The sequence below is a fragment of the Edaphobacter sp. FHG110511_03 genome, from assembly GCF_059115365.1.
The window spans coordinates 15463-30072 of the sequence record NZ_JBZYWL010000011.1 but is presented as its reverse complement, the minus strand read 5'-3'; the positions used below and the strand labels follow the sequence as shown (position 1 = coordinate 30072).

The 14610-nt window shown below is 56.3% G+C and carries 15 protein-coding genes; 7 read left to right on the top strand and 8 right to left on the bottom strand.

Going from position 1 to position 14610, the window contains the following annotated elements; translation table 11 throughout:
* Nucleotides 1-2: 2 nt before the first annotated feature.
* The 5 genes from AC5S26_RS27140 to sppA all read right to left on the bottom strand — a co-directional run bounded on the left by AC5S26_RS27140 (nt 3) and on the right by sppA (nt 4636).
* Complete coding sequence (locus AC5S26_RS27140) at nt 3-1109, bottom strand: efflux RND transporter periplasmic adaptor subunit (RefSeq protein ID WP_494188085.1); 1107 nt, start codon at nt 1107-1109, stop codon at nt 3-5.
* Between the two features lie 8 nt (nt 1110-1117).
* Complete coding sequence (locus AC5S26_RS27135; protein WP_494188084.1) at nt 1118-2392, bottom strand: TolC family protein; 1275 nt, start codon at nt 2390-2392, stop codon at nt 1118-1120.
* A 67-nt stretch (nt 2393-2459) separates the two neighbouring features.
* On the bottom strand, nt 2460-2903 hold the full coding sequence (locus AC5S26_RS27130; RefSeq protein ID WP_494188083.1) for a hypothetical protein: 444 nt from the start codon (nt 2901-2903) through the stop codon (nt 2460-2462).
* A gap of 104 nt (nt 2904-3007) precedes the next feature.
* The gene (locus AC5S26_RS27125; RefSeq protein ID WP_494188082.1) at nt 3008-3352 is read right to left on the bottom strand and encodes an HU family DNA-binding protein; all 345 of its coding nucleotides are present in this window, start codon (nt 3350-3352) and stop codon (nt 3008-3010) included.
* Nucleotides 3353-3598: 246 nt separating this feature from the next.
* A complete protein-coding gene (gene sppA / locus AC5S26_RS27120) occupies nt 3599-4636 on the bottom strand; it encodes a signal peptide peptidase SppA (protein ID WP_494188081.1) in 1038 nt (345 codons plus the stop codon).
* A gap of 199 nt (nt 4637-4835) precedes the next feature.
* Here sppA and AC5S26_RS27115 point away from each other — a divergent pair, with 199 nt between their 5' ends.
* The 6 genes from AC5S26_RS27115 to AC5S26_RS27090 all read left to right on the top strand — a co-directional run bounded on the left by AC5S26_RS27115 (nt 4836) and on the right by AC5S26_RS27090 (nt 11017).
* On the top strand, nt 4836-5672 hold the full coding sequence (locus AC5S26_RS27115; protein ID WP_494188080.1) for a dolichyl-phosphate beta-glucosyltransferase: 837 nt from the start codon (nt 4836-4838) through the stop codon (nt 5670-5672).
* A gap of 344 nt (nt 5673-6016) precedes the next feature.
* On the top strand, nt 6017-6412 hold the full coding sequence (locus AC5S26_RS27110) for a hypothetical protein (RefSeq protein ID WP_494188079.1): 396 nt from the start codon (nt 6017-6019) through the stop codon (nt 6410-6412).
* Nucleotides 6369-8087 (top strand): NHL repeat-containing protein, encoded by a 1719-nt coding sequence (locus AC5S26_RS27105; protein ID WP_494188078.1) that lies wholly within the window; start codon nt 6369-6371, stop codon nt 8085-8087. The genes AC5S26_RS27110 and AC5S26_RS27105 overlap by 44 nt, the downstream gene beginning before the upstream one ends.
* A 168-nt stretch (nt 8088-8255) precedes the next feature.
* Nucleotides 8256-9071, top strand: coding sequence for a proline dehydrogenase family protein (locus AC5S26_RS27100; protein ID WP_494188157.1), 816 nt, complete (start codon nt 8256-8258; stop codon nt 9069-9071).
* A 502-nt stretch (nt 9072-9573) separates the two neighbouring features.
* Nucleotides 9574-10365, top strand: coding sequence for a hypothetical protein (locus AC5S26_RS27095; protein WP_494188077.1), 792 nt, complete (start codon nt 9574-9576; stop codon nt 10363-10365).
* 220 nt (nt 10366-10585) lie between these two features.
* Nucleotides 10586-11017: a recombinase family protein gene (locus AC5S26_RS27090; protein WP_494188076.1), complete on the top strand. Its 432-nt coding sequence runs from the start codon at nt 10586-10588 to the stop codon at nt 11015-11017.
* Nucleotides 11018-11046: 29 nt separating this feature from the next.
* Here the strand turns inward: AC5S26_RS27090 and AC5S26_RS27085 are convergent, their stop codons facing one another.
* Both AC5S26_RS27085 and AC5S26_RS27080 read right to left on the bottom strand, forming a co-directional pair.
* Nucleotides 11047-11997 carry a 2-hydroxyacid dehydrogenase gene (locus AC5S26_RS27085; RefSeq protein ID WP_494188075.1) on the bottom strand — a complete coding sequence of 317 codons (951 nt, stop codon included), beginning with the start codon at nt 11995-11997 and terminating at the stop codon, nt 11047-11049.
* Nucleotides 11997-12488, bottom strand: coding sequence for a PaaI family thioesterase (locus tag AC5S26_RS27080; protein WP_494188074.1), 492 nt, complete (start codon nt 12486-12488; stop codon nt 11997-11999). The genes AC5S26_RS27085 and AC5S26_RS27080 overlap by 1 nt, the downstream gene beginning before the upstream one ends.
* Before the next feature lie 108 nt (nt 12489-12596).
* Between AC5S26_RS27080 and AC5S26_RS27075 the strand changes: the two genes are divergently transcribed.
* Complete coding sequence (locus AC5S26_RS27075; RefSeq protein ID WP_494188073.1) at nt 12597-13529, top strand: LysR substrate-binding domain-containing protein; 933 nt, start codon at nt 12597-12599, stop codon at nt 13527-13529.
* A 37-nt stretch (nt 13530-13566) separates the two neighbouring features.
* Here the strand turns inward: AC5S26_RS27075 and AC5S26_RS27070 are convergent, their stop codons facing one another.
* A complete protein-coding gene (locus tag AC5S26_RS27070; RefSeq protein WP_494188072.1) occupies nt 13567-14508 on the bottom strand; it encodes a SphA family protein in 942 nt (313 codons plus the stop codon).
* Nucleotides 14509-14610: the final 102 nt, after the last annotated feature.

Genomic DNA, 14610 nt, shown 5'->3' with positions numbered 1-14610 from the left:
CGTCACTCTCCATTCGTGGGACGGAGGAGTGCTCCGCCGACTGAGACGACTTTTTCGCCGTCGTTGAGTCCGGTAAGGACTTCGATGTTCTTGGTACTGCTGGACTCGAAGCTGCGGCCGATGGTGACGGGGCGCTGCTCATACTTGCCCGAGGCATTCACAACGAACACGGAAGTTTTTTCACCCTCGTGAAGAACAGCAGTGGACGGAAGAATGACGGCACTGCGGTCTGCGCCGGGAATACGAATGGTAGAAAACATCTCTGTCTTCAACGTGTGCTTCGGGTTTGGAAGAACCACACGCAGCTTGAGGGTATGCGTGTTGGGGTCGAGAGCATCGCCGATGTTGGCTATACGACCCGTCAAGGTGAGTCCCGGATAAGCGGGAACAAGGACCTGTACCTCTCGTCCCGGCTTCACGCTGGCAAGGTCGCGTTCGAAGACATCGCCGACGACCCAGATAGAGTCTATGTTCGCAATGGTTGCGATGGGAGTAGCGTTATCAAGCGAGCGTTCCATCTCCCCTGTTGCAGTTCCGATATCGAGAACCACACCGGAGATGGGAGAACGCAAAGAGATCTCATCCGAGGCACTGTCCTCGGAGAAGCCGAGTTCGCGAATGCGTTGACGTGCGCGGTCGAGTTCAGAATGGGCTGTCTCATCGGCCGCCTCGAGTTCGAAGTAGTCCGCCTGCGAAAGGACTTCATGGTCAAGAAGAAGCTTGCCGCGGGTCAGCGCACGGTCGGTACGCATGACTTCGATCTTTGCTTTCTGGAAGTCGGAACGGGCGGCCGCAATATCGCTGCTCTGAAGCTGCGCGATCACATCGCCCTTTTTCACCTCTTGGCCAGGAAGCACGCGGAGTCCCAGCATCCGTCCACTAAGCGGAGGGAAGATTCGTACGACGTGAGATGGATCGGCCTCAACGTGCGCGGGGATCTCGAGATAGTCGGTGCTGTGCTGGACATGAGCCACGGTCGTCTCGATTCCGGCATTGGCGGGCTGCGTGGCCTCGGCGGGTGGTGGTGCAGATGATTTGCACGCGGTGAGCGGCGCCGCAACGAGCGCGAGCAGGAGCAGGGATTCGGTTCGTATCTGGATCGTGTTCATGCGGTCCTTCATGGGAGGATGTCCGTAGCGGCGGCAAAGCTGAGCTGGTGGATGGCGAGCCAGACCTGCGCATTTGCGGCAAGGCTGCTGACTCGAATGGCGCGATAGTCACGCAGGGCGGAGAGGTAATCAAGCAGGGTCGAGTTGCCGTTGCGATAGCTGAACTGAAGATTGTCGCGAACGTGTCCGGCTTCGTCGAGATAGTGGCCGTTGTAGCGTTGAGCCAGCCGTTGCGCAGTATCGAATGCCATCCAGGCCTGGTCGACGTCGGTGACGACCTGATTGCGAGCAGCAGTTACTGCCAGGCGGCTGGATTCGACCTCGTAACGAGTTCTTTCCTTTTCGCCCTGATTGCGATCGAAGATGCGGACCGGTATAGCAACGCTGACGCCGAAGGAGTTGTCGACGCCGTTGCGGTCATATTCGGTTGAGAGCGTCGGGTCCGTGGTGCCGCCTGCGATCGCGAGTTTGGCGTTGGCTTCTGAGGCAGTGAGGGCCTGACGAACTGCGAGGTAGTCGGGCCGTGAAGCGAGACCCTTGTCCTCCGCCTCGCTCATGGTCAGAGGAACCTTAGGCGGATCCAGGGTGCCGGTGATGTCGAGAGTTTGGTTCGGCCTGTCCGCTCCGAAGAGAAGCTGAAGCTGTGCCGACGCCTGCTGAAGAGCCAGCTGGGCGTTGTCGGCATCGGTCTCGAACTGCACCTGCTGCAGGTCGATGCGCTCGAAGTCGGTAGGGGTGATGTCTCCGGCGTCGAGACGCGAACGGCTCAACTGAACTGTTCTGCGATAGTCGGAGAGATTCTCCTGTGCGACCGCGAGCGATGCCTTGGCGAGCAGCATATTGGTGAAGGCATCGCGGACAGCGAGCACGAGCTGGCGCTGCTGATCACGATAGAGGCTTTGCGTGGAATCGGCCGTGGCATTTGCCGAATCCAGCCGCCAGCGCCGCTTTTCTCCACGTTCGAACAGACGAGAGACGTTTGCCGAATAGAAGAATGGATTGCCGGAGGGAGCATTCGGGACTTCGGGCAGAGTTAATCCCTGTCCATAAAGGGTGAGGTTCGGATTCTGCCGCAGCCCTGCTGTAATCTTATTGGCTTCAACCGCTGAAACATGCTCGCGGGCTGATTGCAATAAGGGATTCGCCGCTAGGGCGCGAGCCTCCGCCTGCTGCAGCGTGAGCGGCGCAGCAAGCGGTGGAGTAGGAGGTGGCGTCTGTGCCACAAGTGCCGACGCCATAGAAAAAAATACGGCGCCGACAGCACGAAATGCTTTCGGGATCATGCCTACCTTCAGGTTGGAACGAGAGGGGCCGGTTTAAAGCGATTGCTTTCCGGAAAAACGACTTTAGCTAGACTGCGAGGGCAGCAGCCGAAGGAGGAGGGCGCACTCCTCTGGTTCGGAGAAATCCGTCCATAAGCCTGCGGCGAGGAATACGCAAGGTGAACCGCGACAGACGTGAAAAGAAAAGAGCAAAGCCGATCAGAAGCGATACGACAAGCATTCTGGCATCCAGAAGCGCGGCGGTATCGTGGGCCAGATGCAGCAAGGGCATCTCGCTGCGCCGGACTACATGCTCCACCTCTGTCTGGTTATCCATGGCGACCAGGTCGTCCGTCATGGATATGACTGGAAGTAGAAGAACCAGAAGAAGGGCAAGCGCAACGAGGGCGCTCCATGTGGGCTTCGTGTGACCGTGCCGCGCTGCCCGTATCCAGGTGAGGAAAAGGGCGAGGGAGAGGGACAGCCACAAAAAATTGAGAAGCAACTCCACGTTCAACCAAGTATAGAGCATTCGGCAAGGTTCGGCAGCTTCAGGCATTTTCTGACAGACAGGCAGAGTTCGTGGCCTCCGAATAGGGCGGCCACGATTTGTCTAGTGAAAGATTTTTAAATGAGTTACATCGCTGGCGGATGGTGGGGGTCTACTTTGTCATGGCTCTCCGTTTTCGGAGAGGATTTTATGCCTGAGGGATTCACGGAATCTCGAAGTTCTTTCGACGGCTTAAAAAAGGGAACTCGTTTTGCAGGAACGTCGACCTTCTCCCCGGTTTTGGGGTTGCGGCCTGTCCGTGCATTGCGCTGTCGTGTACGAAAGCTGCCGAATCCACGAATCTCAATTTTGTCACCGGCTTTTAATGCACCGATGACGGATTCAAAGAGGGTATCGACGATTACCTCACCATCGCGCCGGGTAAGGTCGCCGAGGGCGGTTACTTTGTCGACAAGATCAGCTTTGGTCATGAGCGGTCCTTTCAAATCAGGGAGGCCGAGCGGCTATATCCAAAGTGCCGGCATACTGGCTTGATTATAAATGGGATGCATCTCGAGCCCGAAAGGAAACCCAGCCTTTTGAACAAGAAGAGGAATAATCTTCAAACCCCGGCCCCCCGCTTAAAAGGGGAATATTAATTTGTCGCTCACGAAAAGGCTGAGGTGTTCAGAAGCTGGTTGACCCGGCCGTCCGGCTAAAACCCGATTGATCGGGACTTACTTCCACATGAAATAAAAGCCCGGGGTTCGGTTCAGCATCTGGCTCGGGTTTGGAAACAGGTCTTCTCCGTCATCCGTGAGGATGGTCAGTAGCCCGCGCTTGTTCTTCGAGGGCCGAACAATAGAGGGCTCGCCCTGGATACCGGCTTCGCGGGCGGTGTCCATCAGGGCTATGCGGAAGCCCCCGATCCGGTCGATCAGCCCAAGAGCCAGGGACTGCTCCCCCGTCCATACCTGTCCAGTAGCCAGCGGCCTGATCTTTTCGTCAGTCGTGCGGCGCCCTGCGGCGACGTCGTGGACAAACTGGGAGTACATATTGTCAACCAGGGACTGAAAGTAAGCCTGTTCCTTCGGGGTCAGATCCCGGCTTGGGTCGCCGGCGTCTTTCAACTCCCCGGCGGTGATGGTGATGTTCTTCAATTTGGCCCATTTGAGCAGATCGCCATAGTTCATCCATTCCATGATGACTCCGATCGACCCGACTACGGAGGCTTCGTTGGCGTAGATCCTGTCGCAGCCGCTCGCGATGTAGTAAGCGCCTGAGGCTCCCACGCTCTCTACCGAGGCGATGACCTTCTTATGCTTCTCCTTCCGGATGCGGAGGACCTCGTGATAGATCTCCTGCGAAGCGGCAGCTCCGCCGCCGGGCGAATTGATATGCAGAATAATGGCCTTTACGGACGAGTCATCCCCGAATTTTCGCAGCTGGGTGTCGACTGTCTCTGGAGAGAGAATGACGCCACTGATGTCGATCACAGCGATCTGATTCGTTGCCAGGCCGAGCCCTGAGCTGTTTCCGCCCTGGATCGAGCGCATCATGAACCAGAACATGCAACCCAGAACCAGACCTATTGCGGCGAAAGATCCACCAATGGTCGCGACATAAAACCATGGCGAGCGGTTGACGCGAGGAGCAGGCCGATATGCAGGTGGGTAGGGGGCAGGAGCATAGGAGTGCGAACCGGGAGCGGCGTATCCGCTGAATTGCGGAGGTGGTGGCGGTGGAGGTGGCTGCTGCGCAAAATCGTCCGGCATGTTGTGGAGTTTAGCAGGGAGTTCCTGAATCGTCTTGCCAGGAAATTCGTTGCGTCCCAGGGAGAAACGAGCCTAGCTAAGCCGCACAATTGAAACGGAACTGGGTGTTCAAACGTCAAATAATTGCAGTATGATGAACGGCGTTACCGTCTGACGTACTGAATCAACAGGACTCCCCCAGGAAGGTCGGCCCCGCGCGATGGCGCACCCTGAGCTAAGTATTGTTATTCCCGCTTTTAACGAGCGTGCACGGATCGAGCATGCGCTGGATCGTGTCATGTCGTGCGTAACAGAGCAGGGGTGGGATGCAGAGGTACTGGTCGTGGATGACGGCTCTACCGATGACACTGCAGCAATCGTGCAGCGCTGGATGGAGAGATATCCCCGGCTTCACCTGGTTCAGAATCCTGGGAATCGAGGCAAAGGGTACTCGGTCAGGAATGGGTTGCTGCAGGCTGCAGGAGAGATCGTGATGTTTACCGATGCCGATCTCTCGGCTCCCATGGAAGAGGCGGAGCGATTGTTTGCCGCGATTCACGAGGGAGCAGACGTAGCGATCGGGTCGCGCTGGCTTGACCGTAAACGTCAGACGATTCATCAGCCGCTCTACCGGCAGTTCTTCGGGCGTTGTTTCAATTGGATTACGCGCGTGATCATGGGACTTCCGTTCCGGGATACCCAGTGTGGATTCAAGGCATTCAGGCGCTCTGCCGCGCAGGTGATCTTCCGCCTGCAGACGATCGAGCGTTGGGGATTTGATCCGGAGATTCTGTTTATCGCGCAAAAGCTGGGCTACGAGATCCAGGAGGTTCCCGTGACCTGGGGGCACGACGAGCGCAGCCGCATGAGTTATTTGAAGGACGGCATGAAGATGCTCGAGGAGATGGCCGTGATCCGCCGTAATTCCATTGCGGGACGCTACGACAAGGCGATCGCGGAGATGCGGGATACTACCGCGATGGTGACCCGGCCGGTAAGGAGTCCCTCCAAGGTCAGCGTTCACCCCACTGCCCAGGACTCCGGCCTGATTAAATAATCAGACAATTGAACGAACTCACTCAGGCAAAAAACGAAGGATCAAAAGAAGGAGGAGCTCATCGCTCCTCCTTCTTTCTGCACTCACCTTTCTGCACTCCACGAAGGTGGGATATGCAGAGCATTCTTCTGTACACTAACTTCATTCTTCGAATGGATGGAAATGCGTATGCAGCGGCCCATGGGCTGTTTCGCGCTGCTCCTCTGATCCGCGATGTGTCTCGCTTCTTCTGGTCATTGTCTGATCTGTCGTACTTGTAGTCCTCACTGAATCGCCTTGAACGATAAGACGAATTAGCTAAGGAGCGTTATGCATTTGAAAGTGTCCCTGCATGGGATGAGTGTGTGCGCAGTCGTTGCAGGTTTAGCGCTTACCGGTTGCGGATCCGGTGTTTTCCCCGGCACTTCCTTTACTTCAGCAGGTTCGATTCCGACGGGGACAGGGTCCTCTCCGACGACGACTCCGCCTGCGACCGGAACCACGAATCCACCGGCGACAACGACTCCTCCGGCCACCGGAACCGCAGCAGGGAATCCTCCCGCTTCAACCGGCTCCGCCACAACACCTCCTACTACAACATCGCCTTCAACGGGAACTACGACTCCTCCAACAACCACGACTCCTCCGACAACGACTCCTCCGATAACGACTCCTCCGATAACGACCCCTCCGACAACTGGAGGAGGCACGACGCCGGTGGTTACGCCTCCTCCCGCAACGCTGTCCGGAACCGTGTATAGCGGGCAGAATCAGCCGGTGAGTGGAGCGAAGGTGTCACTCTATGCCGTGGGCGGTTCCGGCTACGGTGCGGGTGCGAAGACTCTTCTGAAAGGTTCAGGGTCGGTTCTTACTGACAGCCACGGTGGCTTCACCTTTGCGGGAGCTTATGTATGTCCTTCCGCGGACACAGAGGTCTACGTTGTTGCTTCGGGCGGCAACGCCGGCGCCGGCGCAAACTCCGGAGCCGTGCTGATGTCAGCGGCAGGGCTGTGTGGAAAGATCGCTTCTGCCCCGCTTGTTGTGAATGAGATCACAACCGTTGCCAGCGTCTATGCGCTGGCGCAGTTTATAACTCCGGGTAGCATCGCAGTGGGAACAAGCAGCACAAACCATACCGGCATCGTGAATGCCTTCCGGTCGGCAAGTAATCTCTACGACGGAGCGACGGGACGGCTGCATGCGAAGACTCCGGCAGGAAATGGTACCGTGCCCGAGAGCAAAATCAATTCTCTGGCAAATGTGCTGGCGGATTGCGTCGAGTCGGCGTCGGGTTCGGTGGCTTGCTCCAAGTTGTTTCAAGCCACAACGGTCGGAGGAGTCACTCCCAAAGACACTCTGGTCTCCATTCTGAATGTTGCTCTGCATCCGGGACTCAATCTTCGTTCCTTGACGTTGAGCGGTCCTTATCAGCCGTCGCTGGCCGGCGCTCCGAATGACTGGACATTGAGTGTTGAGTACACGGGCGGCGGCCTGAACCTCGGACAGTTAATCGCCGCCGATAGTGCGGGCAATATCTGGGTTCCCAACGCTGTGAACCCTGGAACCCTGAGCAAGTTCGGCCCGGCGGGTGAGCCTCTCTCCGGATCGTCGGGGTTCAAGGGAGGCGGGTTGAGTTATCCGCAGGCGGTGGCCGTGGATCAGGGCGGCAACGTGTGGGCTTCGAATATGGGCAACAACACCGTGAGCAAGCACAATGCAAGCGGCGTTGCGGTCTCAGGCTCCGGTTATACGGCGACTGAGTTGAAACTGCCTTATGCCCTGGCGATCGATGGTGACGGAAACGCGGTCACGGCGAACGGCAACAACACGGTGACGAAGCTGAGTTCGTCCGGCTCCCTGGCGGGGCAATTCCAGCAGGGCGGCCTCGATTTCCCTTATGCGATCACGGTCGATAAGGCAGAGAACATCTGGGTTGCAAACTATGGGTACGGCAACAGCGTCACCCGGTTCTCCAGCAGCGGGACGGCGGCAGCAGCGCACGGCTTCGCCGGAGGCGGGGTGACCGGTGCAGTTGGCGTTGCCATCGATGCGGGCGGAAACGCCTGGGTCGCCAGCTTCGACCGTCCGGTGGTCAGCAAGATCGGCTCGAACGGATCACCCCTTTCGGGATCGGGTTATGCGATTCCGGCCGGGGCTGCATCGATCGCGGTCGATGGAGACAATACGGTGTGGACGGCGAACTCGGATGGATCGGTCAGCCGGTTTTCCGAGGCTGGAGTGGCGATCTCTCCGGCGACCGGGTTTGTCTCGAACGGCGCGACAGCCGAGGTTGGAATCGCCATCGATCGTTCGGGGAATGTCTGGACCTCGGACAACTATGTGAACAGCGTCTTCGAATACATTGGCGCGGCTGCCCCGACGGTGGTACCTCTGCAGGTTGCGGTGAAGAATAATCTGTTGGGCAAAAGGCCTTAGTTGGAGCCGCAACATGGGAAAATAATCAGTGCGGCATGGTGGTCGCGCTGAGGTATTCGCACTTTGCTTCGATCTGTCTTTATTGCTCTCTCGCAGAACAGAACCCTTAGAAGTTTCGCCGAACGCTCCTCCATCGGACGGAAGATGTCGGGCCGGTTCGTGGCCGGAATGTCAGTGGACGAAGCACTCGGCGCCTGTGAGCGAATGAACCGCGAGGGCATCGCGGTCACGCTGGACGCATTAGGTGAGAGCGTGACGACCGAGGCTGAGGCGCGAGCCTCCGCAAATGTCTATCACCAGATGCTGGACGCGATCGCGGCTCGCGGTCTGAACGCAAACGTGAGCGTGAAGCTGTCGCAGATGGGCATGGACTTCGATCCTGCGCTCGCCGAGAGGATCGTCGGCGAGATGGTGGAACATGCCTCGCGGGTGAACTCCTTCGTGCGCATCGATATGGAAGGTAGTCCTTATACCGAGGCTACGATCGCGATGACGGAACGTCTGCAGACCCGGGGCGATGGCGGATCCCGCGTGGGAACCGTGCTGCAGGCCTATCTCTTCAGAACGGCCGCCGATGCAGACCGGCTGCTGGGGCAGGGAATTCGCATACGGCTGTGCAAGGGAGCCTACAAGGAGCCTGCCGAGATTGCGTTTCCTCTCAAGACCGATGTGGATGAGAACTACATCAAGGTGGCTGAACGCCTGATGACTTCAGGCGTGTTCTGCGGGATCGCGACGCATGACGAGGCGATCGTGGAGAAGCTGCTGGCGTTTGTGCGCGAGCGCGGCGTTCCGAAGAGCGCGTTCGAGTTCCAGATGCTGTATGGAATTCGGCGCGACCTACAGCGGCAACTGGTGAAGCAGGGCTTCGGCGTCCGAGTCTATGTTCCGTTCGGACCGGAGTGGTATCCGTACTTCATGCGACGGCTGGCGGAGCGTCCGGCGAATGTGTTCTTCCTGGTGAAGAACTTCCTGCGGAGCTAGGTCCACCCCATATGTATCTTTTTTGCGCAAAGTCTTCATTCATAAATATTTAGCTCTGGACTTGCGTCCGGATTCCATTGCAAAGTATTGAAAATAAAGGGCAAGATCGGAATGATTTTGCAAAGTCTTCATTCCATTGGTATTAGTGGGGATCTTTTTTGGTGTTTCTTACTTCTTGTTCGTTATTTCTTCCTGGTTAAAGGGTACCAATTAGAACGTATCTAATCGGCAGCGATTATCTCCTTTTTTATGAGTGAATTGCGCGGAAAGTGGGCTTGACATTGCCGGTGCCTGACCTAAAGACCTGATGCCTTCGGAACCCGGAGAATTTCTGGTCACTGCTCAAGAGGGGTCCGCCTCAAAACCTGTGAACTGCGCAAAGTCTCCCTGAGCATCCACGCGGCGGAAAGGTTAATCTGCGCAAAACATTCCAGGTTTCACCGTTGATAATGTTTTGGACATGCTGTTCCCGGATCACTGAGGGCAAGACGGAGTTTTGTGCGTGATTTATGAATGCTTTCTTGATGACAGCAAAGATGCCACTCAAGCTTATTCTTATGTCTGCGGAGGGTTCATTGCACGTGCATCAACATGGAAGAAGTTTCGTGTTGATTGGGATGCTCAGCTAAAGGCTGAGGGAATCGGATATTTCAAAACTAGTGAATATCGAATGTTAGAGGGGGAGTTCGCTCGCTTTCGTCTTCTGAAAGAGCCGTATGGCAGACAAGCTGCGGACGCTGTTAGGGATCGTTTAGTCTCCGTCGTGGCTAAGTATGAAGGCATCCATGGCATTGCTGTCGCGATTCCTGTACAGGTTTTTTCTTCCCTAAAAAACCATCCTTCAGCGGCGATATTAAGCAATTTGCAAATTTATGACGCGGCATTTCAGGAAGTTCTTAATCTAGCAGTTCTAAAGATTGATGTCGGATATGTTGCCTTTACTCATGATGATGGCCCCGATTTTGACCGTCTGCGGGCTATCTACAATGTATTCTGCAAAACCAACCACAGGTATAGGGCACCAAAGATGGGGGGATTTATCTCCTTGGACGACACGTTACATGGGCCACTTCAAATATCCGACATGTTGGCTAATTCAGTCATGCGTAACCACACTGAGATGCAGGTCGGGAAAAGTAACGGTCATTATTTCTCTTTGTGGGATAAGTCGGACTTGCGGGTTATGGATGAAAACGAGGCTTTTAAGATTTTGTCTCATGAGCTCAGAAGGCGAGGGCATGAAGTTCCAGTAGATCTAGTGCCCTACCTTCCAGAACTGATACCGGATAAATAAGGGGATCAATAACCTCTTAAGGTCAGTCAAGTATATTGTTGGTGAAATAAGTGCCTCCACTCTGAAATCATGGATTGGCATGGCAGCGCATTGGGTCACAGAGCAAAGGTCGCCGCGAACAAGGTTGCACTCGACCAGGCTTTCGCGCGTCTTGTTACATTGCTAAAGCAAATGCTATCCCGTTAAATCAGGTGCAACTGATACGCAGGAGGAGAACATCATGCCTCACTATGAGCGAATCAAGGACCGGATCGCCGGACCCTTCAGCACGAGTCTTATTCCGGAGCGCCTCAACGCTGGATGGCAAATGGTGTCCATTGAGTGGCGCCGAGAACTTCCAGAGTCAGAGACGGCTCGTGAATCTGATCGTGCAGAAGAAATTCCTTATGGGCTTCGGCTTTCCGACGATTGTATGCGCCTGGAAATTGACCCTTACGAAAATTCGGTTTTGATGCAGATGATGGACTTGCTGGTCCAGGACTTTTCCTATTCACGAATCGTTAGCGACCTCAATGAGAGAGGTCTGCGAACTCGGGACAATAACCCGTGGGATCGGGTGAGCTTACACAGAATGATGCCACGGCTGATTGAGGTTGGACCCCGACTCTTTGCCGACGACGAATGGAAGAGTTTACAAAAACACTCCCGATAGTTTGAAGATACTGCCAGACCCACAGTGGGTTATGCGGCACGATGTAATGGCGAGTCACCGCGTCTGAGGCGTTCAATGTTTTCCGCGACGACCTCCGCAATCATGCCGAACGAAGATTCCGTGACGCCTCCGATATGTGGCGTGGCGATAACATTCGACAGTGTCAGGATTGGATCGTCCGTGGGCAAGGGCTCCTTCCAGAACACATCAAGCCCTGCACCGGCAAGATGCCCCGAGTGGAGATGCGCGTACAACGCTTCTTCGTTGATCACTCCTCCACGCGCAACATTGATCACGTAGGAACCTGCTCTCAAGGAGCCGAGTTCGCGAGCGCCGAGCATCCCACGCATCTCCTGCGTATAGCGCATGCAGAGCACAAGAACGTCCGTCTGCGCGAAGGCCTTGTCGCGCTCCTCGACGGAGAAGCACTCGGATAAATGGAAGTCGGCAGTTTTCGCCGTACTCACCTGACGGCTGATTCCGATGAGGTTCACATCGAACGCACGCAGCCGCTTTGCAAGCGGCATGGCGATCGCGCCCAATCCGTAGAGGCAGACGGTGCGGCCCGCCAGGATCTTGCCCAGCGGAGCACCGAGGACGCCGGACCTTACGTGAGCCTGCGCCTTTGGCAGGTCGCGCAACAGCGAAAGGATGAGCAGCATCGCGTGTTCGGCGACCGACTCCGCGTTGCCGCCTGTAGCCGGTACATTGGCGACGAAGACTCCTTTGCGCCTGGCAGCCTCTACGTCCACTCCTTCGAGCCCCGCGCCCCACTGCTGCACGAGGCGAAACGTACCGGCGTCGATGGCCTCAGCCCCAATCCGTTGCATCTTAGGAATGACAACGTCGACATCTTCAAGGTGAGGCAGGATGTTTGGATCGGGGCACACGATGATCTCATCGTTGGCGTCTGGATCGAGTCTTTCACGCAGATACTGTTGCGCCTCGGGAAACGTATCTCCGCAAAACAGAATGCGCACTAAGCCACCTCCAGGGCCAGGGTCTGTTCACCAGCCTCAAGTGTGTCGGCACCATAAAGTTCGTCCCGTCCGCGGCTGCGGACCTCGTCGAGGGTCATCATGGTCGCGGAGACGCGGGCCATGAGCCGGCCACTTTCATCGGCGATGTCGCACTCATAAAAGCTCAGCGTGCGACCCTGCTTCACCGTTCGTGCCGTGGCACGCAATGTGCCGGAGAGCGCCGGACGCATGTAGCGAATGCTGCACTCAATGGTTGTTGCGGTCTGGTCATGGCCGATTGAGGCGAGATGAGCGATGCCGATGGCGGTATCGGCGATGGAGAAGATCGCGCCTCCGTGGGTGTAGCCGAAGACGTTATGCATTTGCGTCGAACACGCGAGGCTGACGACAGCCTCTCCCGCGGCTAAACTCTCGACTTTGAACCCGAGTGTCTTCCCATAAGGCATCATCGCCTCGTCCTTCCGCTGTAGTCGCTTGAGCATCTCCTGCATTTTTTACAATCCCCAGAGATCATTCGATCTCCACATCCAGAGTAGGGTTAATCTCTTGATACCGTCCAATATCTGAAATGGCCAGAGTTGATATTCTTTTTCATATATATGAAGAACGAGTTAGAACTGCGCCAGATGCGATACTTCCTCGCGGTTGCGGAGACGCTCCACTTCGGACGCGCCGCGAGTCAGCTGAGAATCGCTCAACCGAATCTCAGCCTGCAGATCAAGAAGATCGAGCAGGCCCTCGGACATGCACTCCTGACGCGAACAACCCGAGGCGTAGCGCTCACGCCCGCCGGGCAGTTTCTTGCCGCGCGAGCTGCAACACTCCGTGGCAGCTTCGATGACGCAATACGGACCGCGAGGCGCATCGGCAACGGAGAAGAAGGGACGCTCTCTGTCGGCTTCAGCGGGTCTGCGATGTATGGCCGCCTACCCTTTGTACTGGATCGCTTTCGAAGACAGTATCCCAAGGTGCAGGTTCAACTGCGGGAGATGTATGCGCATGAACAGCAACCCCTTCTGCTGGACGGAACGCTCGATGTCGGCTTCATCCGCGATGGTTCTCGCGTTCAAGGCTTGAAGATGTCTTCACTCTCGAAAGAACCCTTCGTGGCGGTTCTTCCGCAATCTCATCGTCTCGCCAAGGGAAGCGGCGCGATGTCTCCAGGTGCATTGCAGGATGATCCGTTCGTTCTCTTCTCCCCGCGCATAGCGCGACTGGCATTCGAGCGTACGCTGGCTGTCTGCACGGCGGGCGGCTTTACGCCGAACATTGCGCTGGAAGCTCCGCAGTGGGTCACCATCGTCAGCCTGGTCGCAGCAGGCATGGGGGTCTCGGTGGCGCCCGAGAGCGTGGCACGTCTCAACATCCCCGGGGCCGTCTTCCGCCGATTGCGTTCGCGAGGATCGTCTTCCATCGATCTCTGGACGGAGGCTGCGATCCGCAACCCTGCTGCCGGTCATCTGGTGAAGATCGCAAAGAACGAGTTTGGCCAGAACGTTTCCGCCGCGTCATTGGCTGAACCGGACAGCTAACCGCTCTTCTCGTCAGTAGAGTGTTCACTATCCAGAGTTACTTTGAAGATGCCTGCGGAGGGAACAGATTGAGAACGGTAATGTTGAAGATAAAGATCGGCCCTGAGGTACGAAGCTGGACGCCGAACTGGTCCTCATAGCGCACACCGTAAGCGAGATGATGTTTTATATCCGTATATTTCCACTCCGCTCCTACCGCGAAGGCACGATCAAGTTCGCCCCTAATCGCTGGATTGATGCTGCTGCCGGAGTCAGCCGAAAGTTTCTGCGATGCGTACCCGACGATGCCTGCATTCATCTGGTATTTGAAGAAGCGTCGTCCAAAGCCGTACTCCCCGGTGAAGATCGGACCTGGTTTTACATCGACGCCGGACTTGCTGTGATTGATCTCCCAGGTGGTGAGACCGGACGCATTCCAAAGCTTCTTTTTATCGAGATTCAGGGTCAACCCTGCCTGAATCTGGTGCTCCCAAAAACCCAGACCAGGGTTGAGCGCAAGGTCGGGGTCGAAATCACCGGTTGGTGCATAGAAGCTGTAGTTGACCGTGTAGTTGGCACGACCCTTGACCCAGCCGAGGTTGACAGGCTCAAAGAGGATGTCGGAGACACCGGCGGAGACGTCCGATACGTTGAAGATGTTTGAGTTGAATCGTGTATTGAGGACCGGAACCATGAAGGCCAGACCATAATGGGCACCGAGAACCTTCTTCTCAGTGGTGACGCTGTAAGCGGCTATAGCGCCGCCAACGGAGATGTCGGGACGAAGCGCTGTATTGCCGTTCGGCCCCTTGATCGTTTGAACTTGTTCAACCATGCCAAAGTTCGCAATGTAAACCCCAGGAGGGGCCGAGGAGCCGTTTTCAAGGCCGGTAAAGCCTCCGATATAGTGACCGATTTGCTGCGCGAAGATGGGGAACGAAAAGGCGGCTAAAAAAATCAGAACGAGGAATCGCTGAAGCGCGCGAAGGGCTGACTTCATGTAGGACTCCAAAAAACGAAGATTCAGACCTTAATTCAGACAGTTCAAACAAGCCCCGCAAGCGGACATGATTCTACTCCCTATCCGACCGCTGCGTCGGTC